The organism is Campylobacter sp. RM19072 (assembly GCF_024723485.1).
Classification (GTDB): Bacteria; Campylobacterota; Campylobacteria; order Campylobacterales; family Campylobacteraceae; genus Campylobacter; species Campylobacter porcelli.
This window is the reverse complement of the sequence record NZ_JANQCU010000017.1, coordinates 1-22,116: the sequence shown is the minus strand read 5'-3', so window position 1 is coordinate 22,116 and position 22,116 is coordinate 1. Positions and strand designations below refer to the sequence as shown.

At 33.6% G+C, this 22,116-nt stretch carries 26 protein-coding genes and 1 other RNA gene; 13 read left to right on the top strand and 14 right to left on the bottom strand.

What is annotated here, in order from left to right; all coding sequences use genetic code 11:
- Positions 1–149: 149 nt before the first annotated feature.
- The 3 genes from CSUIS19072_RS07425 to CSUIS19072_RS07415 are packed head-to-tail and all read right to left on the bottom strand — an operon-like array spanning position 150 to position 1,673.
- The gene (locus tag CSUIS19072_RS07425; RefSeq protein WP_086292808.1) at positions 150–773 is read right to left on the bottom strand and encodes a YigZ family protein; all 624 of its coding nucleotides are present in this window, start codon (positions 771–773) and stop codon (positions 150–152) included.
- Complete coding sequence (gene rsmD, locus CSUIS19072_RS07420; protein WP_236845330.1) at positions 761–1,339, bottom strand: 16S rRNA (guanine(966)-N(2))-methyltransferase RsmD; 579 nt, start codon at positions 1,337–1,339, stop codon at positions 761–763. Before rsmD ends, CSUIS19072_RS07425 begins: the two co-directional genes overlap by 13 nt.
- Positions 1,329–1,673: an ornithine carbamoyltransferase gene (locus tag CSUIS19072_RS07415; protein WP_086292810.1), complete on the bottom strand. Its 345-nt coding sequence runs from the start codon at positions 1,671–1,673 to the stop codon at positions 1,329–1,331. The genes rsmD and CSUIS19072_RS07415 overlap by 11 nt, the downstream gene beginning before the upstream one ends.
- A gap of 167 nt (positions 1,674–1,840) precedes the next feature.
- On the opposite strand from CSUIS19072_RS07415, the gene CSUIS19072_RS07410 reads away from it, so the two are divergent.
- The 4 genes from CSUIS19072_RS07410 to CSUIS19072_RS07395 are packed head-to-tail and all read left to right on the top strand — an operon-like array spanning position 1,841 to position 4,694.
- Complete coding sequence (locus CSUIS19072_RS07410; RefSeq protein ID WP_086292812.1) at positions 1,841–2,218, top strand: flagellar protein FlaG; 378 nt, start codon at positions 1,841–1,843, stop codon at positions 2,216–2,218.
- 2 nt (positions 2,219–2,220) lie between these two features.
- Positions 2,221–4,095: a flagellar filament capping protein FliD gene (gene fliD, locus CSUIS19072_RS07405; protein ID WP_086292814.1), complete on the top strand. Its 1,875-nt coding sequence runs from the start codon at positions 2,221–2,223 to the stop codon at positions 4,093–4,095.
- A gap of 10 nt (positions 4,096–4,105) precedes the next feature.
- On the top strand, positions 4,106–4,492 hold the full coding sequence (fliS, locus tag CSUIS19072_RS07400) for a flagellar export chaperone FliS (RefSeq protein WP_086236931.1): 387 nt from the start codon (positions 4,106–4,108) through the stop codon (positions 4,490–4,492).
- The gene (locus tag CSUIS19072_RS07395; protein WP_180379411.1) at positions 4,479–4,694 is read left to right on the top strand and encodes a hypothetical protein; all 216 of its coding nucleotides are present in this window, start codon (positions 4,479–4,481) and stop codon (positions 4,692–4,694) included. The genes fliS and CSUIS19072_RS07395 overlap by 14 nt, the downstream gene beginning before the upstream one ends.
- A 12-nt stretch (positions 4,695–4,706) precedes the next feature.
- Here the strand turns inward: CSUIS19072_RS07395 and rnpB are convergent.
- Positions 4,707–5,028: RNase P RNA component class A (gene rnpB / locus CSUIS19072_RS07390), an RNA gene on the bottom strand.
- Positions 5,029–5,163: 135 nt separating this feature from the next.
- On the opposite strand from rnpB, the gene CSUIS19072_RS07385 reads away from it, so the two are divergent.
- Together CSUIS19072_RS07385 and CSUIS19072_RS07380 are read left to right on the top strand one after the other, a co-directional pair.
- Complete coding sequence (locus CSUIS19072_RS07385) at positions 5,164–6,096, top strand: cytochrome-c peroxidase (protein WP_086292816.1); 933 nt, start codon at positions 5,164–5,166, stop codon at positions 6,094–6,096.
- Positions 6,083–7,882, top strand: a complete 1,800-nt coding sequence (locus tag CSUIS19072_RS07380) for a methyl-accepting chemotaxis protein (protein WP_086292818.1) — start codon at positions 6,083–6,085, stop codon at positions 7,880–7,882. Before CSUIS19072_RS07385 ends, CSUIS19072_RS07380 begins: the two co-directional genes overlap by 14 nt.
- A gap of 30 nt (positions 7,883–7,912) precedes the next feature.
- Here the strand turns inward: CSUIS19072_RS07380 and truD are convergent, their stop codons facing one another.
- Genes truD through CSUIS19072_RS07365 form a run of 3 tightly spaced genes read right to left on the bottom strand, consistent with a single transcriptional unit; the run spans position 7,913 to position 10,204 of the window.
- Positions 7,913–9,049, bottom strand: coding sequence for a tRNA pseudouridine(13) synthase TruD (truD, locus tag CSUIS19072_RS07375; protein WP_086292820.1), 1,137 nt, complete (start codon positions 9,047–9,049; stop codon positions 7,913–7,915).
- A complete protein-coding gene (locus tag CSUIS19072_RS07370) occupies positions 9,027–9,845 on the bottom strand; it encodes a thiamine-phosphate kinase (RefSeq protein ID WP_086242614.1) in 819 nt (272 codons plus the stop codon). Before CSUIS19072_RS07370 ends, truD begins: the two co-directional genes overlap by 23 nt.
- Complete coding sequence (locus tag CSUIS19072_RS07365) at positions 9,824–10,204, bottom strand: DJ-1/PfpI family protein (protein WP_086242613.1); 381 nt, start codon at positions 10,202–10,204, stop codon at positions 9,824–9,826. Before CSUIS19072_RS07365 ends, CSUIS19072_RS07370 begins: the two co-directional genes overlap by 22 nt.
- Before the next feature lie 97 nt (positions 10,205–10,301).
- On the opposite strand from CSUIS19072_RS07365, the gene CSUIS19072_RS07360 reads away from it, so the two are divergent.
- Together CSUIS19072_RS07360 and CSUIS19072_RS07355 are read left to right on the top strand one after the other, a co-directional pair.
- Positions 10,302–10,673: an HIT family protein gene (locus tag CSUIS19072_RS07360; protein WP_086236511.1), complete on the top strand. Its 372-nt coding sequence runs from the start codon at positions 10,302–10,304 to the stop codon at positions 10,671–10,673.
- Positions 10,674–10,742: 69 nt separating this feature from the next.
- Entirely contained in the window at positions 10,743–11,309 is a 567-nt protein-coding gene (locus tag CSUIS19072_RS07355) for a YceI family protein (protein ID WP_086242612.1), read from the top strand.
- Between the two features lie 38 nt (positions 11,310–11,347).
- Here the strand turns inward: CSUIS19072_RS07355 and CSUIS19072_RS07350 are convergent, their stop codons facing one another.
- The 5 genes from CSUIS19072_RS07350 to CSUIS19072_RS07330 form a co-directional block, all read right to left on the bottom strand.
- Entirely contained in the window at positions 11,348–11,785 is a 438-nt protein-coding gene (locus CSUIS19072_RS07350) for a Dps family protein (RefSeq protein WP_086236509.1), read from the bottom strand.
- 102 nt (positions 11,786–11,887) lie between these two features.
- Positions 11,888–13,096, bottom strand: a complete 1,209-nt coding sequence (locus CSUIS19072_RS07345) for a glucose-6-phosphate isomerase (RefSeq protein ID WP_086236930.1) — start codon at positions 13,094–13,096, stop codon at positions 11,888–11,890.
- Positions 13,083–13,913 (bottom strand): UTP--glucose-1-phosphate uridylyltransferase GalU, encoded by an 831-nt coding sequence (gene galU / locus CSUIS19072_RS07340; protein ID WP_086292822.1) that lies wholly within the window; start codon positions 13,911–13,913, stop codon positions 13,083–13,085. Before galU ends, CSUIS19072_RS07345 begins: the two co-directional genes overlap by 14 nt.
- 61 nt (positions 13,914–13,974) lie before the next feature.
- The gene (locus CSUIS19072_RS07335; RefSeq protein WP_086236507.1) at positions 13,975–14,958 is read right to left on the bottom strand and encodes a sensor histidine kinase; all 984 of its coding nucleotides are present in this window, start codon (positions 14,956–14,958) and stop codon (positions 13,975–13,977) included.
- On the bottom strand, positions 14,951–15,763 hold the full coding sequence (locus tag CSUIS19072_RS07330) for a DUF234 domain-containing protein (protein ID WP_236847902.1): 813 nt from the start codon (positions 15,761–15,763) through the stop codon (positions 14,951–14,953). Before CSUIS19072_RS07330 ends, CSUIS19072_RS07335 begins: the two co-directional genes overlap by 8 nt.
- A gap of 78 nt (positions 15,764–15,841) precedes the next feature.
- Between CSUIS19072_RS07330 and CSUIS19072_RS07325 the strand changes: the two genes are divergently transcribed.
- The 3 genes from CSUIS19072_RS07325 to CSUIS19072_RS07315 are packed head-to-tail and all read left to right on the top strand — an operon-like array spanning position 15,842 to position 20,300.
- The gene (locus tag CSUIS19072_RS07325) at positions 15,842–16,429 is read left to right on the top strand and encodes a disulfide bond formation protein B (protein WP_086236506.1); all 588 of its coding nucleotides are present in this window, start codon (positions 15,842–15,844) and stop codon (positions 16,427–16,429) included.
- A complete protein-coding gene (locus tag CSUIS19072_RS07320; RefSeq protein WP_086292824.1) occupies positions 16,426–18,504 on the top strand; it encodes a dynamin family protein in 2,079 nt (692 codons plus the stop codon). The genes CSUIS19072_RS07325 and CSUIS19072_RS07320 overlap by 4 nt, the downstream gene beginning before the upstream one ends.
- Positions 18,498–20,300 carry a dynamin family protein gene (locus CSUIS19072_RS07315; protein ID WP_086292827.1) on the top strand — a complete coding sequence of 601 codons (1,803 nt, stop codon included), beginning with the start codon at positions 18,498–18,500 and terminating at the stop codon, positions 20,298–20,300. Before CSUIS19072_RS07320 ends, CSUIS19072_RS07315 begins: the two co-directional genes overlap by 7 nt.
- 11 nt (positions 20,301–20,311) lie before the next feature.
- On the opposite strand, the gene CSUIS19072_RS07310 is transcribed toward CSUIS19072_RS07315, so the two are convergent.
- The gene (locus tag CSUIS19072_RS07310) at positions 20,312–20,827 is read right to left on the bottom strand and encodes a hypothetical protein (RefSeq protein WP_086236503.1); all 516 of its coding nucleotides are present in this window, start codon (positions 20,825–20,827) and stop codon (positions 20,312–20,314) included.
- 270 nt (positions 20,828–21,097) lie between these two features.
- On the opposite strand from CSUIS19072_RS07310, the gene CSUIS19072_RS07305 reads away from it, so the two are divergent.
- Together CSUIS19072_RS07305 and CSUIS19072_RS07300 are read left to right on the top strand one after the other, a co-directional pair.
- On the top strand, positions 21,098–21,280 hold the full coding sequence (locus tag CSUIS19072_RS07305; RefSeq protein ID WP_086236502.1) for a hypothetical protein: 183 nt from the start codon (positions 21,098–21,100) through the stop codon (positions 21,278–21,280).
- Positions 21,281–21,424: 144 nt separating this feature from the next.
- Positions 21,425–21,589 (top strand): hypothetical protein, encoded by a 165-nt coding sequence (locus tag CSUIS19072_RS07300; protein WP_180380036.1) that lies wholly within the window; start codon positions 21,425–21,427, stop codon positions 21,587–21,589.
- Between the two features lie 20 nt (positions 21,590–21,609).
- Here the strand turns inward: CSUIS19072_RS07300 and CSUIS19072_RS07295 are convergent, their stop codons facing one another.
- Positions 21,610–22,014 carry a hypothetical protein gene (locus tag CSUIS19072_RS07295; protein ID WP_086236501.1) on the bottom strand — a complete coding sequence of 135 codons (405 nt, stop codon included), beginning with the start codon at positions 22,012–22,014 and terminating at the stop codon, positions 21,610–21,612.
- Positions 22,015–22,116 lie beyond the last annotated feature (102 nt).

Below are 22,116 nucleotides of genomic sequence, written 5' to 3'. Positions count from 1 at the left end.
CCCCCTTTCCACTTAAAATATTAACTTCGCAGGTCAGCAAAGCCGACCTTTGCGACAAAGAGCTACGCTCCCTTGACCCACATAAAGTCCCTACTCCGTAGGGTTACCCTATTTGCTTCAAATTTGTTTTATAAAATCTGAGCTATCGCTCAGATTTTAATAAACAAATTTTTAGCCTCTAATGGCACAGCATAATACTCCACTCCAGCCATCTCATAGCCAAGCACAAATTTATGTAAATTCGCAAACTCATCTAAGCTTAGATTAAACTCATACACGCACCCAGATTGGCTATAGCTTTTATCTGCGTTTAATCCATTCTTATCATCATAGTAATCAAACCTAGAAAGTAGCGAAAATGGCACAAATAAACTAGCTATATTGCGACTTACATATTTTATTAATTGAGCCTTGTTTATAGCTAGGTTTGAACTACTCCCATACGCTCTAACCAAGCCCCCAACCCCAAGCTTTACTCCGCCAAAATATCGCACCACTATCACAGCCGTATCAATCAAATTCGCCCCACGCAAAGCATCTAAGCAAGGTGGCCCAGAGCTTCCTTTTGGCTCTCCATCATCGCTGGAGTTTTCTACAATTTGAAAATATTTATTATAGTAGCGATACGCCCAGACTATGTGTGCTGCCTTTGGATTTTCATCTTTTAGCCTAGATTTTAGCTCTTCAAATTCGCTAAAAGGACAGATATAACTAGCAAAATTTGATTTTTTAATATCTTGCTCGTGGCTATAGCACTCTTTTACGAAATACATTTTGTATAGTAACTCAAGCTTGTATTGCCAAATTTACGGCTTTTATATAGGGTTAGTTCGCCTATTTTATCTAAAGCATTATGGCTAGATATATGCTCTATCACCACTATATCCCCCTTTAGTTGAGCTAGTAGCCCATAAATCCTATCATATATCCCATCAAAACCATCTCTAATATCAAATGGCGGATCCACATAGAGTATGATTTTTTGCGTTATATTCTCATCAACTATCTTAGGAGTTAGCTTAAATGTATCACCATAAAGTGCTATTAAATCGCTATCGCCGATCTTATCATAATTGGATTTTAAGCTATTAAATGCTAGTTTATCAAGCTCTATGGCATAGCCCTTTTTAGCATAGTTGCTAACTGCAGTTGCTGCCATCAATCCGCTACCACCAAATAGCTCTATAAACACAGAGTTATAAATATCATTTTGTAAGCTATTAAATACTGACTCTTTTACTATTGATTTGGTGCTTCTAGTGGTAGCTAGAGATGGTAAATTCAGTCTCTTGCCCTTATATTTACCGCTTGAAATAGTCGCAAATAGATTATTTTTCATACTCATCTTTTATTATTCGTATCAAATCAGATTTAAATTTATCCACCAAATCGCCTACTCTACGCTCCAAACTAGTAAGCTCACTTGACTGAATTTTGCCACTAATTTGCATAGCTGAGTAGAATTCCCCTAGAGTATTTAGTAGTGTTTCTTTGTTAAAAGGAACCTTAAGATATGGCGAATTACTATCTATTACAAAGACTGGCTTACTCCCTTTGGTTGCCCTATCGCTTACTATAAAATCACAATCTTTTCTAGTTGTCGCACTAGAACCTAAAAATAGTCTTAAACTCTCAGCCAAAAGCAGACATTCACAATCTATACAAACTCTCATACTTATACTCCTTTAATTGGGATAAATATTATCAAAATATCTATAAATTTGGTATAAAATTTGCTTTAGATATGCCTAAATATATAGGCATACTATAAATTTTTATTCTATTTAAGCCGATTTAATGCTTAATCAAACTGATTTAATTTTATTTAAAAGGATGCCAAATGGAAATTTTCAAAGTAGCCGCACAACAGCAACAAATGGATATGTCTAACGCTACAAACGCAACTCAAAGATTAAATACGCAATCTACAGCGGTAGAAAACTCAAATTCACAGCAAAACCAAAATTCACAAAATGGCACTAATGAGCATCTAACAAACGAGCAAATTCAAAATATTCTATCTCAAGCTAATGACAACCTTAGCTTACTTAGCACAAATATTAGATTTGGCTATAATGATAAGATCGATAGTATGTTTATAAATGTTATGGAGAAAGATACTGGCACTATAATCCGCAAAATTCCAACCGAACAAGCGATGAAGCTTACAGAACACTTCAAAGATATAATCGGTATGATATTTGATAAAAAGGAATAAAAATGGCAATAAATACTGAAAAATCACAACTAGGCTTAGGTAGTGGTAATGTCCTAAGCTGGGATACTATAGATAAACTAAAAGAAGCAGATACCAAGGCTCTAATCAAGCCTTTAGAGAAAGAGATCCAAAGCAATCTAACTAAACAAAAAGATCTAACCGCAATTACAACGCTACTTAATACCTTTAAAAGTAGTGTCTCAAATTTAACTGGCGATAATACCTATCTAAAGCGAGATACCAAAGCTACAGGAAGTGGTAGCGTAACCGTATCAGCAAGCACTGGCGTAGCTGAGCAAACTATGAATTTAAGCGTCCAGCAACTAGCTAGTCAAGACTCATTTCAGTCTAAGACCTTTGGGTCAAGAACAGATAGCGTCTTTAGTCAAGATGTGAGCTTTGGGATTAGTATTGGTGGTAAGGATTATGTGATTAATGCTGATTCCACTACCACTTTAGAGCAATTAGCTGAAAAGATAAATGAATCCACGGATAAAAAAGTCCAAGCCAAAATCCTAAATGTAGGTGGTAATGAGCCATATAGATTAATTATCCAATCAGCTGAAACCGGAGAGGCAAATAAGATTGAATTTTATAGTATTACAAAACCAGCTGGTAGTGGTAATACTAGCTCAGATACTACGCTAGAGGCTTTGGGATTTTATTTTGATAAGGCAAGTAATACTGGCGGAACAACAACAAAAGATAGCTATGGTAACGAGATTAATAGATTAACCCTAAAAGACCCTAGCCAATTAAGCGATGATCAAAAGAAAAACGCCGGCACCCAAATCCTAAAAGCTCAAGATGCTAAATTCCAATATAATGGCATAGATATAACCAGAAGCTCAAATAAAGTTGAAGATCTGATTTTAGGCGTTAGCTTAACTCTAAATAAGGTTGATAAACCAGATGAGAATACTAATGTATCCATCACTCAAAGCACAGAAGGGATACTAGAAGACCTAAAATCAATGGTAGAATCCTATAACTCCATAATAAATAATATAAACGAAGCTACTAAATATGATAGCGAGAATAAAATAGCAGGGACATTCCAAGGCGTAAGAGAGATAACATCGATAGTAACAGAGCTAAATAAAACCATAAATGGACTAAGCAAAGATGGTAAATCCCTAGCTGATTTTGGCGTAACCCTTACTAAAGATGGGATATTGAAACTAGACTCATCAGTAGCAAGTGATATGATAAATACTAAATTTAGTGAGTTTAAAAACTTCTTTAGCTCAGAGACTAAATTTACCAATGTTACCCTAAAAGGGGATAAAAAGGTAGAATGGAATGATGAGATAAAAGGTAAATTAACCATCAATGGCGTAGAGATAGATATAAATATCCCAAAAGATTACACCGCTGGTAGTAGTAGCACAAGCGGAACTAATGGCACTGGAAATGAAAAAGATAAGAAAAACGCCCTACTAAAAGCCATAGCAAATGCCAAAAATCTAAGCGATGTATCAGTATCATTTGACAAAGATGGCAAACTAGTCATAAAAGGCTCTGGTGGCACAGATATAGAGATAAAAGGCGATAAAACATTTTTAGAAAAACTAGGTCTAAAAGAGCAAAAGCTAGATGGCAAAACTGAGATTGTGGGTGGATTTTTCAAAGAGTTAAATGATACGCTAACTGGTCTAATCGGCAAAAATGGCACACTCACAGCCTACGAAAAAAACCTAACTAGCTCTCAAAAATCCCTAACTGAAACCAAAGAGAGAAGACAAAAAGAGCTAGATACTAAATATACTCAAATGGCTGAAAAATGGGTTCAATATGATAGCATCATAGCAAAATTAGAAAACCAAAGTAAAACCGTAAAAAGTATGATTGAGGCTGCTGCCAATGCTAATAAATAAAGGAGCTAAGATGGCATCATCTAATGCTGCATACGCAGCCTATAATCAAAATAATATGGGGATTGACTCCCCGCAAAAGCTAATTACAATGCTATATGAGGGGATTTTACGCTTTATATATCGAGCTAAAAAATCAATGGACGCTGGAGATATAGAGAGTAAGGTGCTATTTTTAAACAAGACTAATGCCATATTTTTTGAGCTTATAAACTCACTTGATATGAGTCAAGGTCAAATCAGCCACTACCTACAAGGTCTATATAGTAGGCAAATTCAGCTAATATCAGAGGCCAATATCGACAATGACCAAAACAAACTAGATGAAGTCGTTCATGTAACTAGAGAGCTTTTAGAAGCGTGGAAAGATGCTACAAAGGGCGAAAATGAATTGGCTTAATGAGTTTAAAGCCGCTTTGGTAAGTGAAAATTTAGATAAGATAGAATACCTAATAAACAACTACCCACCAAAGCTAAGCCCAGAAGAGCTAGAATGCACAGCTGAGCTATTAAAGAGTGCAACCCAGCTTTTTAGAAATAGACAAAAAGAGCTTGAAGTAGAGCTAAAAAAGGTCAAAAAAGCCAAAAAATATGATTTTTAAATCAAATAAATTTAAAATGGTGCGACTATAAGCCGAGTTCTGTTATGATGGTCATTTATCTAGATTTGATTTTAAACCAAATTCAAGCGAAGGGTTGAATATAAGACTCCAAACCACCCCTTCTTGCTGCGAGTTGGGTTTGCATAGCTACTAATATCTCTACTAGCACTGGTGGGCTCTTACTCCACCGTTTCACCATCACCGCTTAAACGGTAGTTTCCTTTCTGTTGCACTTTCCCTTGGGTTACCCCAGCCACCCGTTAGGTGGAACTCTGTCTTATTGCAGCTCGGACTTTCCTCAAGGCTTTTACCTTGCGACCATCCATCGCACCAAGCGTAATTCTAGCCAAAAATAGCTTAAATTTACAATTTAAATTTATTTTACAATATTTTATAAGTTTTTAATAGAATTTATAGCATAATTATATCTTTAAATTTTTTATCTTGTAGAAAATATTAAGGAGAATAAATGAAAAGAGCGATACTCTTAGCCCTATCAGCTCTGACAATATGCAGTGCTAATAGTATAGATCAAAATCAGATGGCTACTCCTATTCCTGATAGCATTGCATATGACAAAGAAAAAGCAATATTAGGCAAAAAACTCTATATGGATACTAGCCTATCAGCCGATGGCAAGGTCTCTTGTAATACCTGTCATGATATAAAGAGTTTTGGCGTGGATAATCAAGTATTTTCAACTGGTATTCACGGAGTGCTAGATAAACCATTTAACTCTCCAACTACATTTAATGCGGTATTTAACTTCGTTCAATTTTGGAATGGACGAGCTAAGGATTTAGCTGACCAAGCTAGAAGTCCATTTACTAATCCAAATGAGATGGGATTAAGAGATGAAGCTGAAGTTATAAAAATAATAGAGCAAAATCCTGATTATAAAGCTAGATTTAATGATATTTATGGCGAAATAAATATGGAAAATATCACAGACGCTATAGCTGAATTTGAAAAGACATTGATAACTCCTAACTCTCCATTTGATAGATACCAAAAAGGCGATCAAAATGCCATTAGCGACGCGGCCAAGAGAGGATGGAATGCCTTTAAAAACAATGGATGTATAGCGTGCCATCAAGGGCAAAATCTAGGTGGCACTATGTATCAAAAAATCGGTATATTTGAGCCATATCCAAATCAAGAAAATCTAGGTCGCTATGAAATAACTAAGCAAGAAACCGATAAGATGGTCTTTAAAGTCCCAAGCCTAAGAAATATAGCCAAAACAGCTCCATACTATCACGATGGTAGCGTTCCTACGCTTGATGCGTGTGTGCAATTTATGGCATATTATCAATTAGGCAGATTTTTAGACCAGCAAACAGTCGATGATATAGTCGCATTTTTAGAGAGTTTAACGGGGGAATATAATGAGCAGTTCTAAGAAAATCAGTTTTTTAAAACAGTTTATAGCACTTACTGTGCTTGTTTTGGTATTTATATTTATTCTTTTGGCGTTTATATTTAATAATTACAAATCAACTCAAAAGAATGAAAAAATAGCGATGGTTACGCAACATTTGCAAGTTTATGACCTAAAGATTGATGAGGTATTTAAGACTAAATTTAACTTTATCAATTACGATCAAAGCGTGATTTATAGCAGTAAATTTAAAAATACTCTAAATGAATTAGCCGCCTTAGATGTAGATAAAAATATGATAAACTCCATATCTTCATCATTTTATGCTAAGCAAGAGCAACTAGAGAGATTTAAATCCGCAAATTCAATTGCTATAAACTCAAAATCATATCTATTTACTCTAAGCCATGAAATAGATAAACTAGTAGTAGCAAACCCAACACCAAATAACCTAGCACTTCTAGAAGCAATGGATCAAATCTTGGCAATTGTATCAACTCAAAATATCCTAGCCAAAGATGTGATAAATATGCTTAATGAGCTTGTAAGCGTGATTAATAAAGCTCAAATTGGAGATAATGAGCTATTAAATCTCTTTAAAAAGCACTTTAATATGATGATGAGTCAGATTAATGTAATGCAAAATAACTCTACTTTATATCTTAGTCAAGATTTGAGTAATAAATTAACTAAATTTGAGACAATCATCTCAAATCAGATAGAGCAAAGCAATAAAAACCAACTCTATATCGCAATTGCGGTATTTGGTATAACTTTGATTATCTTTGCTCTATTTATATGGCTAACCCTTGTTAAGGTGGTAATCCCTATTGGAAATTTAGAGATATTAAGCTCAAATTTAGCAAGTAACAAAGCAAATCTTAGCTCTAGATTAAAAATAGATCCAAAAAGTGAGCTAGCCACAAGTGCTGGATATATAAATAAATTTATCCAAATAGTCCAAAACTCAATACTAGAAGCAATTGATAGCTCAAATAGTAGCCATAAAAACTCAATTGCCTTACAACAAAACGCACATAAACTAAAAGATAACTCACTTCATCAACACGAGCAAGTAGCAAGTGTCCAAAAAATCACAATCTTGCTAAATGAGGCTATAAATTTAAATAGACAACTTGCCAATGACGCTACTATAAATATGCAAGATCTAAAAACTCTGATGAATACAGCAGAGCAAACTCTTTTAGAGTTAATAAAATTAATAGAAGTAAGTAGCCAACAAGAGAATGAAATAGTAGCTAATATGGATCAACTAGTCCAAAGTGCAGATACTATATATGGCGTTACTAACCAGATTAAAGATATTGCCGATCAGACAAATCTACTAGCCCTAAATGCCGCTATAGAAGCTGCTCGTGCTGGAGAGCATGGTAGAGGATTTGCTGTGGTGGCTGATGAAGTTCGTGCCTTGGCTGAAAAGACTAGTAAATCTCTAGGCGATATTAATATCACGGTCCAAACAATCGTCCAACAAGTAAATAACAATAAATCTCTAATGGATGATATTCATCTATCAATGAGTAACACTTCAGAAAAAGCTGCTGATCTAAAAGATGAGATAGCAAATTCGATTAGCACACTAGACTCTGGTATTAAATCCACTAAAACCGTAGAGGATAAATCAAACGATGCCAAAGAGAGAATGGCAATGCTAAGCAATAATATACAAAAGGTCAGCACCGCTGCCACCGAGCTTACTGAGCTTGCTACCCATATCGAGCAAGTATCTGATGAGATCTTAGATAGTGCGGTTAAGCTAAATAATAAATTAATAAGCTTTAAATAAACAGATTAAATTTGGATTTGTAGCTCTAAACTACAAATCCGCAAAATCAAATATCTCCCTACCTAAAATCTCACGCAATAAAGTAGTAGCATAAGAGCCCTTTTGTAGTGTAAAACTAAGGCTAAATTGAGCCTCTTCTTCATTGTAGCTATACCTCATCTCATCAGCCCAAACCCAGTTAAACCTCCTTGAGCCATTCATAAATTTGATAAACTCAGTCCCTATAATATCTCTTTCAATCTGCATAGCCACGCCACTAGCCTCATACGCTTTAGAGCCTAGAAGCAATCCACAGCTAGTGCGATCCCTTTGGATAAATTTCTCAACTTCACAGCTTAAATCTTCACACAAAAATAGCTTACCAAATGGATAATGCCCCATCACTTCGCCACGAATTAGCTTAAAAAACTGCTTTTGGGATTTTAAATCTTTGATTGTATCCATATCAAATTTATAAATTTCAGCTAACTCCTTAATGCTAAAACTATCGCAAAATCGGCTAATCTCCACACGCTTGCTAAGATAGCGATTAAAAAGCTCACCCTGATACGCACTAATTAAAAAATCTCTAAGCTTTGGATTATATTTTTTAAGATTTTTTTTATCCCCATTTGCCATAGCAGTTAGTAGCTCTTTAGCATTTTGATAATTATTAGCAAATTTACCAAATCTTTGATAGCCAAAGTAATTAGCAAAACCACGACTATCAATCAAATTTATAGCATTTTTTAGCTTTTGAGCCTCGCTTGGAAGCACTTTTTTAAGGCGAATAAAAAAGTGATTACCCTTCAAATGACCAATTCTAAGCTTATTATTATGGCGAGTAGTATTTAAAATTTTAATATTATCATAAGAGAAATTCGCTATAGCACTCTCAAATTTAGCTGGAAGTGATATAAACTGCGTTGTCATTCCCTCTTTATCTTTTAGCCCAGCATAACCAAAATCTCTGATTCTTACTCCTGTAGCAGATGATAAAATGCTTAATAGCTCAAATGTGCTTAATCCCTTTTTTTGAATTTGCACTATTAAGTGCTCTCCGCTACCGCTATACTCATATAATGGGATTTCACGCACCACAAAATCGCTTGAATTTTTACTAAAATACGCATTGATAGGAGTATGCGTTGTTGTAAGTAATGGCTTAAAAATGGCTGAATTTTCCATGGAATTTTGCCCTTTCGTTTATAATTTTACCTAGTAAATTTAGCTTTACTCTACACATTTTGGCTTGATTTAACACCCTTTTTATATTTCTAGGTGGCACCGCTATAAGCATCTCATACTCTTCTGCGCTGATAAATTCGATTTTAGATAACTTTTTATTAAATTTAACTCCCCTATTTTGCGTAATTTTAGCCAAATCACTAGCCAATCCATCGCTAATATCCATACCAGCCCTTAGCCATTTAGCACTGCGTTTAATAAACTCAAATCTCAAATTTGGTCTTACAAAACGAGAATTAGCCCCTATCTTGCCATTATTTAAAAGCGTCCTAAGCCCCTTTAGCGAACTGCCTAAATCCCCAGTATAGCACACTATATCCCCTACTTTTGCCCCATATCTGCTTAATGGATTTTTAGCGTTAAGATATGAGATTATGGTTAAGCTAATGATTAATTTATCACTTGAGATTGTATCGCCGCCGATGATTTGCGTATCAAACTGCGACGCTGCTTCTTTTAAACCATTGCTTAGCTCTTTAATATATTTGCTACTTAAATTCCTAGGCAATCCAAGACCCAAAAGTGCATATCTTGGCGTGGCATTCATAGCTACTGCGTCGCTTAAATTTACCATCATTGCTTTTATGCCTATCTGCCTTGGGCTAAGCCAGTGTGATTTAAAGTGAATATCTTCAACAAACATATCCTTGCTATAAACTACATTACCAATAACCGCACCATCATCGCCATTTAATTTATTAGCGAAATTTGATATTATACTTTGCTCTTTATCCACTCTAAAATCGCCTCATCTGAGCTAAATTTATACCCATTTAGCTCTGCTCCATCTAAAATCTTATCGCCATTATCTAGTGAGATTATATATTTTGACTCTTGGCTACTTTTCATCCAGCTTAAAAATATAGAATCATCAGCCCAAATCTCAGCACCCTTGCCACCTGGGATAGCTACAATATCATATCCGTATAAGGACTCACAGCTTAGATGCATAGGAAGGCTAATCCCCATCTCATCAGTCGCATCGCCCCTAAATCCAACCACCACAAACTCAATCCCACACCTAGCAAAAATATCATAAATTCTAGCAAAATTTAAAAGATTTACCCCATCATAGACCACTATACAGCTTTTCATATTTAACCTTACTATTTTGATGGCGCCATATTATCAAAACTCCTATAAAATAGCCATAAATTTGGTATAATTTGATAAATTTTATAAAGGTTAAATGATGATTTATAGCGATGATTTTATATATATAGAGATCGAGCCAAATGCCTTGCCGTGGATAAAAATCTTTACAAAAAGCAATTTTAAAGAGATTAGCCACTGCGATGAGAATACTAGAAAAAGGCTATTTGATGCTGCTTTAGAGTGCGAAAAGGCTATGATAGAGTTCTATAACCCTACAAAAATCAATTGGGCGAGTTTTGCTAACTATGTGCCTAGAGTTCATATACATATTCAAGCTAGATTTGAAGATGATGAGTTTTTTCCTGAATCATTATGGGGCAAAAAGCAAAGAGATAGTGTGCCAAGAGATATTAAAATAGATGAATTTGCTATATATTTAAATAATAAATTAAACAAAGTTTTTAATTAATTTTCAATTATTTAAGATATGTTATTTTTAGATAATTATAATCATTTTACAAACTCAAAAGGAGAAAATATGAAAAAACAAATTCTAACTTCAGTTGCGGCTCTAGGCCTACTTTTTAGCGTAGCAAATGCAGCCGTTTATAGCGTTGATGCTGTTCATTCTAGCACAGCTTTTAAAATCAAACACCTTCAAGTAAGCAATGTTACAGGGACATTTAGCAAATTTAATGGTGAGCTTGATATTACTAATAAAATTCCATCTAATCTTACAGCTACAATCGAAGTAGATTCAATCAATACAAATAATGAAGGTCGTGACGCACACCTTAAAAAGGCTGATTTCTTTGATACTGCTAAATTCCCACAAATCAAATTTATAATGAAAAGTTTTGAAAATAGTGGAGATGGCCAAGGCAAAATTAAAGGCGATTTAACAATAAGAGATGTTACTAGACCAGTAGTGCTTGATTATGAATTTGGTGGAGTAAGTAAAAATAGACAAGGTGCTGAGATAGTAGGATTTAGCCTAGAAGGCAAGATTAAAAGAAGTGATTTTAACTTCGCTCCAGAGTCTAGCACAGTAGCACTTGGTGATGAGATCAAACTAAATATAGAGATTGAAGCATTTAAGAAGTAATTAATTAGATAAAGCGGTTTTTAAGCCGCTTTATCTAATTATGCTAAAGTCGCATTAAGCATCCAAATTTTCTTTTCTAATTTGGCATAGTTCTCTTGAGCTATTGCTACAGTTGTATTATCATCAGCTTTTTGAGCTACATCTTCAAGCTTTTTAAACTCAACTACTAGATACTCAAATGCAGCTTTTAAGGCTTCTATAACTTCTATTGGTGTATAGCTATCTTTGCTAATTTTTGGTGCTTTAGCAACTTTTAGTAGCTCATCAGCTTTAGTAATAGCTTTGCCACCTATTTGGATAGCTCTTTCAGCCATCTCATCAAAAAGCTCAGCCAACTCATCATACTCTTTTTCTGTATATTCATGAATTGAGAAAAATTGCAATCCCTTTACATTCCAGTGATAATCATGAAATGTAACAAATAAGCTGTGTGCGTCAGCTTGAAGTTGGTTTAACTGCTCTACTACTTTTTTCATTTTAAATCCTTTATGTTTAAGTTGTGTAATTATACAGAGTTAAAACTTAAAATATAATAAAATAAATAATAATTTTTATTATTTAGTATAAATTTTAATCTATTAATCACCATCATCTAAAAGCTTTTTAAGTATTCTCTTACCCATTTCAACTCCTGGTTGATCATAGGTATTAATACCAAACATAACCCCTATAGCACTAGTAAGCAACTCATAATAATATATAAGCCACCCGCAATGCCACTCATCTATCCTATCTAAAGCTATCTCATCAATGCTTATTAGCTCGCTGGCTAGGGCTTGCATGGTTGAGTGAGCTTGAGCATTAAATACATCGCTAATCGGTTTAGAATTTACAAAATCACATCCGCTTAAAAAATCTAAATTTAAATTTGGCACCACTATATCGCTTCCATGGTCTTTTATGGTTATAAATGTTACGGTTTTATCCTTTATGCCTTCCATTATAAGCTGTAAAAATGAGTGCTGGTCTTTACTACCTACTAGACCAACTGGAGTTAGGCCAACCCTTTTATATCCACGCTTTTTGCCCAAGCTCTCAGCCCATAGCTGAATATACCACTCATTAAAACTAGTCAATCTATCGCTATAACTAAATAAAACATTTATCTTAGCACTCTTATGGGTTGCGTAGTGATAAGCTTTTTGTAAAATTGTATCATCGCCATTTTGCAAATACTGCTCTTTTACGCTATTAGCCCCATCAAGCAAGGCTTTAATATCAGCACCACAAAGCCCAAGCGGAACTAATCCAATCGCAGAAAGAACACTAAATCTACCGCCTACATTTTTTGGTATATTAAATATCGTAGCATTTATCTTTTTAGCGTGATTTTCAAGCGGACTATTTGGGTCTGTTATAAATATAAAATTGCTATAATCTTTAATATCAAATTTATCCAATATATATTTGTATATCGATATAGTCTCTATCGTTGTACCTGATTTGCTAGAGATTATAAAAATCGATTTTTGTGGGTTGATTTTAGCTGATTTTTGCTCTATGCTAAATGGATCAAGATTATCTAAAAATATAAGCTCTTTTTTTAAATTTAGCATATCATAAAGAGCCTTAACGCCAAGTGAGCTACCACCAACGCCCACAAGCACAACACTATCAAAATCCATATTCTTAATAGATGAAATCGCATGTATTAATCCATCTATCTCAAAGCTTGGCAAGTGATAATAGCCTATTTGGCCATCATTTACCTCATCATTAATGCGTCTTGTGTAGCTATTAATACTGCTGATGTTTTGCTTATGAAATTTAAGACTATTTTCTACCATTTTCATACTCGTAAAAGAAATTTGTAGCTTCGACAAATCCGCTTACACTACCACAATCAAATCTTCTACCTTTGAATTTATATGCTAAAACCATACCATTTTGAGCCTGTTTTAAAAGTGCATCAGTAATTTGAATTTCGCCATTTTTGCCTGGATTTGTATTTTCTATAATCTCAAAAATATCTGGAGTTAAAATATATCTACCTATAATAGCCAAATTTGTAGGTGCATCGCTTGGGTCTGGCTTTTCTATCATATCATTTACCATTATTAGATCATCTTCTATAAATCTACCATCGACAACTCCATAGCTGCTAACGCTATCTTTAGAGACTTCCATCACAGCAACGATACTACAACGATACTTCTCATATATTTTTACCATTTGAGACATTACATTTTCGCCATCTTCATTGATACACAAATCATCAGCCAAAATCACCCCAAAGGCCTCATCTCCAACAAGCCTTTTTCCGCTATAAATAGCATCGCCTAGCCCTCTCATATACATCTGGCGAGTAAAGGTAAATGTGCATTGATCCATAAGCTGCCTAATGTCATTTAGCATATACTCTTTATTTGTGCCTGAAATTTGATGCTCTAGCTCATAACTTATATCAAAGTAATCTTCTAAAGCTCTCTTGCCACGACCTGTGACAAACGCCATATTACTCATACCGGCCTCTCTAGCTTCATCTACACCATAGTGAATTAATGGTTTAGTAAGGATAGGGAGCATCTCTTTTGGTAAGCTTTTAGTCGCTGGTAAAAATCTCGTCCCATACCCAGCAGCAGGGAAAAGGCAAGTTTGTATCATCAATATTCCTTTGGTAAATTAAATTTGCTAAATTTACACTAAATTTACTTAAAATATAATTTTAAGGCAGAGTTATTGTAAAAAGCTTAGGGCTACTTTGGACTGATACAGAGCCTTTATGAGCGTTTATGATCTCTAAGCTTAGGGCTAGGCCAAGACCATTGCCTTTTAATTTTGTAGTCTTAAATGGCTCAAATATCGCTCCACTAGGCAAATTAACCCCGCTATCACTAATATAAAAATTATGCAAACCATCTTCAAATTTATGCTCTAAGCTCACAATCCCACTCTCATCATCGCTCTCTTCGATGGCATCAATAGCATTAAATATAAAATTAGTAAATACCAAATCAAGCAGATTAATATCTCCACATATCTCCCCATCAAATCCGCTAAATTTAAACTCAATATCCTTGCTAAAAGCATATTGATTGATAGCTTCACGGCATATAATCTCTAGTTTACTTAGATCAAATTTATTAGAATTTATATGAACGCCTTTGGTAAATAAAAGCGTGGCTTTAATAATCCTCTCAACCCTATAAATGGCTTTTTGAATCTCTTCAATTAATGGGCGATTTTTGTCATCAATTCGCTTTAAAAGAGTGCTAGTTAGCAAAGAAATTGAGCCTATGGGATTGCGAATTTCATGCGATAAATGTGCCGCTACAGCTCCCATAGAAACTAGTCTAGCTGATCTTTTCTCATCAGTTATATCAGTAGCTAGGATTATTTGATTTTGCATACTATTAGTAATTTTAATGGCATAAACTCTATTTTGAAATTCAATCTCTTGTGTGCTTTTTTGGATATTAATTTCATCTAAAATTCCCATAATCTGCTTAGCCTTATCATTACTAAGCACCACTTCCCCACTTGAGCTAATCGCCCACAATGACGCACCTAGGCTCTCTACAATCCCTTGGGTAAATTTTTGTAAATTCGCATATGACTCACCTAAAATTTTATACTCTTTTTCTATTAAATAAGTCTGCTCTATTAGACTTTTTAACCCATCTTCTATATTTTTGGTTTTCTCATTCATATAAATCCTTAAAATCATCAAGCCCAAACAAAATCACCCTATCATCTCTAAGCCCTAAAAGCTCATTGCTAAAGCCTGATTTTGAAAATAACGCTATTTTATCCCAATTTATTTTGGATTTTTCGCACTTTTGAATTAGTAAATTTAAGATATTTTTACACACTTTTCTCTCTTTATACTTTGCTTCAGCTACGATGGTAAATCCATCATAATTAGCATATATATCAATCTCATTTTCCCTATCCCAATAGCTTGAGATCTGCTCTTTTGGAATATTTAAACTCTTAGATAAAAGCTCAATACAAGCTAGCTCAAACTCAAGCGAGCAATAGTGATCAAACTCACGCCGAATCTCCTCCATAACCATATCATTTTGATTATTTTCTATCAGTTTTAAATTTGGCTCAATAAATCTAAACCAAAATCTATAAAATCGTTTTGTGAAGTGAATTTTATCTTGAATTTGATACCTTCTAAGCTCCTTTTTTAGCTTTTGATGGCGAATTTTAGGCGGTTTAATCTCTTTTGATTGCTCAATTTTGATAAAATTTTTATTTAAAAGCTCATTTATTATAGCACTACTTAGCGACCTAGATAGATATTTACTAGCTACAAATCTCTTTCTATCACCCTTAGAAAGACGCATTAAAAATCTTTTAGCCTCATCATATTCAAAGTAAAACTCGCCTTTTAAACTCTGATATTTAGCTAAAATTTCAGACTCAATAGCTACAAAAATATCATCATATCCACTTACAACCCTATCAAAAACAAAATAAAATTGCAAATATTTTATGGTATCCAAATCGCCCTAGCCTTTTAAATTTACAAAATTATAGCAAGTTTTGGTTATAATAGAGCCAAAACAACCCAAGGGTATATTATGAGTGGCAGAAAATTATGGCTTTATAATGGTTTTTTTACGCTTTTTTGTGTAGCGGTGGCGCATTTTATTTTACAAAATTACCTTTATATGCGTCCTTGCGTTCAATGCGTGTATATAAGGTATTATATGATAATTTCGGGATTTGCTTCTATATTAATATTGATATTTTATAGGCAAATTTGGATATTTATGGCTGGTTTTTTGCTATTTATATATGGCATAATTTGCGGAATTTTAGAGGCTTTAAAGCTAAATGCAATCCATAAAGCAATATTAAGCTCCAATCCATTTGGCGTAAAAGGCTGCCTTGATAAGCCAATATTTGAGCTAAATATAGCGTGGGATGAGATTTTGCCATCTATATTTAAAGCCACAGGTCAGTGCGGACTAGATATGCCAGTAGTGCCGCTTGATGTTAAATTTGACCCAATTCAAGCATATTTCATAGAGCTATATCAAGATGGCTGGTATCTCATACCGCCTTTAAAGCTAATTAATATGGCACAAATTTCAATCATTATATTTAGCATAGCTTTGATTTTGGGTTTGGTTTCATTAATATTAAGAGTAAAAGGTAGAAAATGATTAAGATATTAGAGCAAATTTGGGGGATTAAAACCCTATATGTCGATGAAAATCATATAAGTAAATTCAGTAGTGATGAAGCGGCGATAATCCTTTGTATCACACCAAGAAATTATGATAGGCTAATTAGATTAGAGAGTTTAAAAGGGATTTTTGCAAGGGCGAATTTAAGTCTAAATGAGTATAGCGTCCAGCTTAGTCAAATTGGCATAATAAACGCTATAAAGGCCTTGCAAATAGATATAAACGGGGTTTTAAATGGATTAAATGAGATAGCTAAAAATGATATTATAGATTTTGCTGGCTACTCTTTGATAAGTGAGTTTATAAATAGCCTTGAGCTTGATTTTACTAAAGTAGATAGCGCCAAAGCTCAGCCATTTCATAAAAATCTCCACACGCTAAATGAAATTCATCAAATTTTAAGCGAATTTGAATTTAAAGAAGTTAGCCAAAGACTGATTAACGCCTACGATAGTGCTAATAACTCTAAATTTAAAATAGCAGTTACTGGGGTGATAAATGCTGGAAAAAGTAGCACTTTAAACGCACTGATGAATCAAAATATTTTGGGTGCTTCAAATATCCCAGAAACAGCGAATTTAAGCATTCTAACCTATAGCGAAGATGAATTTGCCAAAGTATGCTTCTGGTCGCCCGAAGAGCTAAAATCGATGGATTTAGAACCACAAGAGATACAAGACAAAATCATCCCAATAGATGAGTTAAAGTCCTACACAACAGCTTCTAATGAGATTAGCAAGATGGTTAAAGAGGTGATTTTGGGGATTAAATTAGATATTTTAAAAGATGGAATTGATATAGTTGATACCCCTGGCCTTGATGATGCGGTGGTATTGCGTGAGATTTTAACAGCTAATTATATGAGTCAAAGCGATTTTACACTTCATCTAATGAACGCTAGTCAAAGCGCAACAAAAAAAGATATGGCATTTATAGTAAATACTCTAAAAAATGGTAAAAGCGCAGGCCTAATCATCGCTCTTACTCACATTGATAAGCTTAATCCAAATGATATAAAAGAGGTTTTAAACTACACCAAAAATAGCATAAAAACCGAGCTTAGTGAGTGTGGCTTTGATGAGAGCTTGGCTGATGAGACGAAGTTTTTTACCATTTCAGCGATTAAAAATATCGGAATAGATGAACTAAAAAGCTATCTTTATGAGAGCTTTTTTGGCTCAAATTCTAAAAAGGCAACCCTAATTATCGATAACTACAAAAAAGAGCTTTTAAATATCGCAAATTTAATAGAAGATGATCTAAAAGCACAAAAAACAGCCCTAACTTCAGATACCTCCACAGCCAAAGAGCTTGTCAAAACACTCCAAAATGAGATAGATGAGATAAGCAGTGCCACAAATAGCATGAATAGCGAACTTGAAAATCTACTTAAAAGATTAAATTATGATAACGAAAATAGCAACGCAACGCTAAAAGCCATAAGCGCTAAAATCAAAGATAGAGTAATCAGCGATGTCAAATACGCCACAAATAAAAAAATCAAGCTAGATATCGCTAGACTTGGGGTGATTATAGAGAGTGGTTTTAATGACTCTTTTATAGATTTTTTCAGAGATTTTAAGCAACAAATCAGCAAAGATATTGACTCTGCTAATAAAATTTTAGAGCTAAAACTTGGGGCGAAAAATGCGAATTTGAATCTGCCAGATATTAGGGGTTATATAGACCAAAATCTACCTAAAATCAACTACGAAATTTTAAATAGTGATGTAAATAAAGCTATAAAAAGTGATAAAAATATTGAGATTATAGGGGCTAATTTAACCAAAATTTTTGATGATTTTATAGTGAGTTTAAATCTACCAAACCAACTTAGCAAACTAGCTAGTGCTTGTACAAACGAGTATATAAATGGTATTAAATTTGAGTTAAACGCTATGAGAGAGCATCTACAAACCAAAGAAGAACAGATAAACAAACTAGCCAAATCAGCCTTTGAAAATATCAAAGACAAAGAGCAATTAATAACCGATATAGATACCAAAATATCGCAATGCCAAGAGATCAAAAATAGGATAGAGCTATGCTAAAAGAGTTTATAAAAGAGTATAAAAGAGTATATCAAATCAGCTTTGATGATGGATTTTTAGGTGAATTTGAGAGATTTTGTGCCTTTATTTGTGAGCCTAAATTTCACCCTAGTAAGGAGCTAATCGAGAGATTAAACTTCCTTAGCCTACTAAGCCACGAACCTCCGCTTGTAGCGATTGTCGGGCAGTTTAGTAGCGGGAAATCAAGCTTTTTAAACGCACTTTTAGGTGCTGATATATTACCAACTGGGGTTGTGCCAGTAACCGCTAAGCCTACATTTATCAAATACGCACCAAATTATATGCTTAAAATTCTACACAACGATGGTAGAGATGAGTATAAAAATATAGATGAGCTAAGCGCCTTTGTAGATCAACGCCACGCCCTAAAAGATGTCAAAAATCTCACAATCTACGCTCCAAATGAACTACTTAAAAAGATAAGCTTCATCGATACTCCTGGGCTAAATTCAAGAAGCGACGCCGATACCAATGAGACTAAAATGATATTAAAAGAGGCCGTAGCTTTAATTTGGATTAGCTTAATCGATAATGCCGCTAGAAAAAGTGAGCTAGATGAGCTAACTCTCATCCCAAATGGCCTAAAACAAAACGCAATTGCCCTATTAAACCAAAAAGATAAATTAAGTAGCGATGAGATAACTAGAGTTTTAGCCCACGCCAATCTCACATATAGCAATTATTTTAGCTCTATTGAGGCTATCTCAGCCAAACTCCAAAGAGAAAATAACAGCGATAGCGGATTTGAAGCGGTCTTTAAATTCCTAGATAAAATAGCTAACACAAAAGAAGATTTTATCAAAGCAACTTCGCAAGAGATACTCCTATCATCACAAAATCAAAATTTAAGCTTTATAAATATTTTAGATGAAATTTCAGATATTTTTACTAAATTTCAAGATAGAACAAATCTTAAATTCAGCGAGTTAAATGATAGTTATAATGCCAAATTTGAGATATTTTTTGAAGCAATCAAGCAAAATGCAGCCTTAATAGCAAACGAAATTAATAGTGCTTTAAAAAATGAAAAATCAGCTTATTACAAAGAAAAAAGCGGATTTTTAAGCAAAAATAGCTTTGAAAAGATAGAGTATGAAAGAGTCTCTCTAGATAGAGATGAAATCTTAGGCAAACTCATCTATAATGATGATAAATTCGCTAAGATATTTAAGAAATTTAAACGAGATTTAAGCGAATTTGAAAATGAAATTTTAGCCGATTTACAATCAATCTTTGATGAGTTAAAAGAGCTTACACTTCGCTATAAAGCCAAATATGAGAGCATTAGAAAATCAGACCCACTCCACTCTGATCTACTTTTTGCCGATATTCGTAAATTCTCAAGCGAAGTCTATTCTCTATTTTTAAGCCATATTGAGACGCTATTTTTGGCTAAATTTGCGAATTTAGGGCTATTTTTTGAAAGAGTTTTTATAAAAGTTAGCGCTAACTACCAAAACGCAATTAGACTAAGCGTGAATTTCATAGCTCAAAAGTGCGAAAAAAGCAGCCAAGACTATGAGTCTGACCCCGTTGCTTTTAGCTTGTATTATCCAAGATTAAGTGAGATAAATGAGAGAATTTTAAATGAGCTTAGCTATTATGAATTTGAGAGTGAATTTAGCGGTAATGCGACATTTATTACTAAATTTATTAACTCTCTTAAATTGCAAATGGCTGATCTAATGAGTAAAAATCAGAACTATATAAACTCGCTAAAATCAAAATATCAAAGCGACCTAAATGAGTTAGAAAATAGTTTGCCTTGGTCTTAGAGTTGGCAGAATTAATCTGCCAAATCCTCAAAATCCTCAAAATTATCTACAAATTCATTCGCTAAAAATTTAGCATAAATATCGCTTTCAATCCTACTTTTAAACTCACTGAATTTAACTCTATCGCCATCTTTTATATGATTTAAAAGCTTTAGGGTATATTCATCATCGATATGGGATTGTAAAAATTTGATAGCTCCACTCATTCTAGCTTCGCAATTATCAATAGATAAAACCGCACGCAAAATCTCGCCATTTAGGCTATTTGCCGCTCCAGAGTATGGCACTAAGACCTTATACATATACTCAATGCCCTCTTTTGCTTCAAAGCAATTTGCCTCTAGCCTTACCCCATTTTCATCATTCCAAATTTTATATGTCTTATCGCCTACAATGCTATCAAATCTCTTACCATCATTGCTAGAGCACTCCCAACACCTATCAAAGCACTCATCATTCCAACCATTCAAAGCAAAAAATCTACCATCATACTCCACAACCGCTATTTGCGTATCTTGCCAATGCATTTTAATCCTTTTTAATTTTCATAAATTCTATCTAAATTTATTAATATTTTAGTTAAACACTATATGTAAATCCTATATTAAATAATTATTTAAGTAAGGGGTATATTTTATTTTATAAGATTTGATTTAAATTATTTATTATAATATTTTTAAACCATTAGCTCCGTTGTAAATTCTAGCATTTTTTAATCTAGAATAGATCTAAAATCACAAAATAGCTATTTAAAAGCGATATTGTCAAATTTAGATTAGCTTGCCAAAATACAAAAAATGTTAAGACTGATTTTTAGCACGATACGAAACATTGGACTAGGCATTTTTGTAAATGGTACTTTTGCGTTGAAGTTTGGCGATGGCGGAAGCTTGGCATATTTAGCGATAGTTGAAGGTATAGAGGTTATGCTTTTAGCTGGTTATGCTGAATTAAAAGCAAAAGGAGCAAACGATGAATAAGCTTTTAATTTTTGGAGCGGTTATCATCTCAGCCGTAGCGGCGATTTACGCACGCAACAATTTTAAATCAAAGTTGCAACATTAATTTAAACAATAAAAGGAATAAAATGAAAAATTTTAGTAACTAGTGCTTTAATAGCTGGAGTGTTTTTTAGTAGATGTGCCACGCTTACAGAAGCATATTCTAATACAGTAAATAGTATCAATGAAGCAGCTAGAGAAGCAAATGTTAAAAATCAACAAAATACAAATAACAAATATGAAGTATTAAGTGAAGATGGCGATACTAGATTTGGAACAGTATATTAATTATTTATAAATTCATATAATCATCTCCCAAAATAAATCTCTTTATCATTAGTTTTATCTTCTATTGCTTTTGAGTAAGAGAAGTTTTCTCTTACTTTTATCACACTATCTTTAGCTAATAAATCTAGAACTTTTTTATATTCTTTATAGATGAAGCTATCTTTATCTATATCATTGCTTTTATCTTTTACTATTTTTTCTATTTTTTTCCCTATTAAATCTGATAGAAATTCTTTCTTACTTTGAAGTAGCTTTAAATAGTTGGTATACTCTTTGATTTCTATATTAGATTGCTTTAGTATATGAATGCTTTTATCTAAGCTATCAATCTTTTTAGATAGATTAAATATATTGTTTTTATCATTACCAAATACCTTAGCATAAGCTAAAGAGCTATCTATATTAATTTTAGCATTTTTTATCAAGCAGTTTTTTAGTAACTACAATACTAAAAATTTATATAAAATCAGTTTAAGAGTAAAATCTATATGAGTTATTCTTTTATAAAAAGTTGTGTATCATATTTA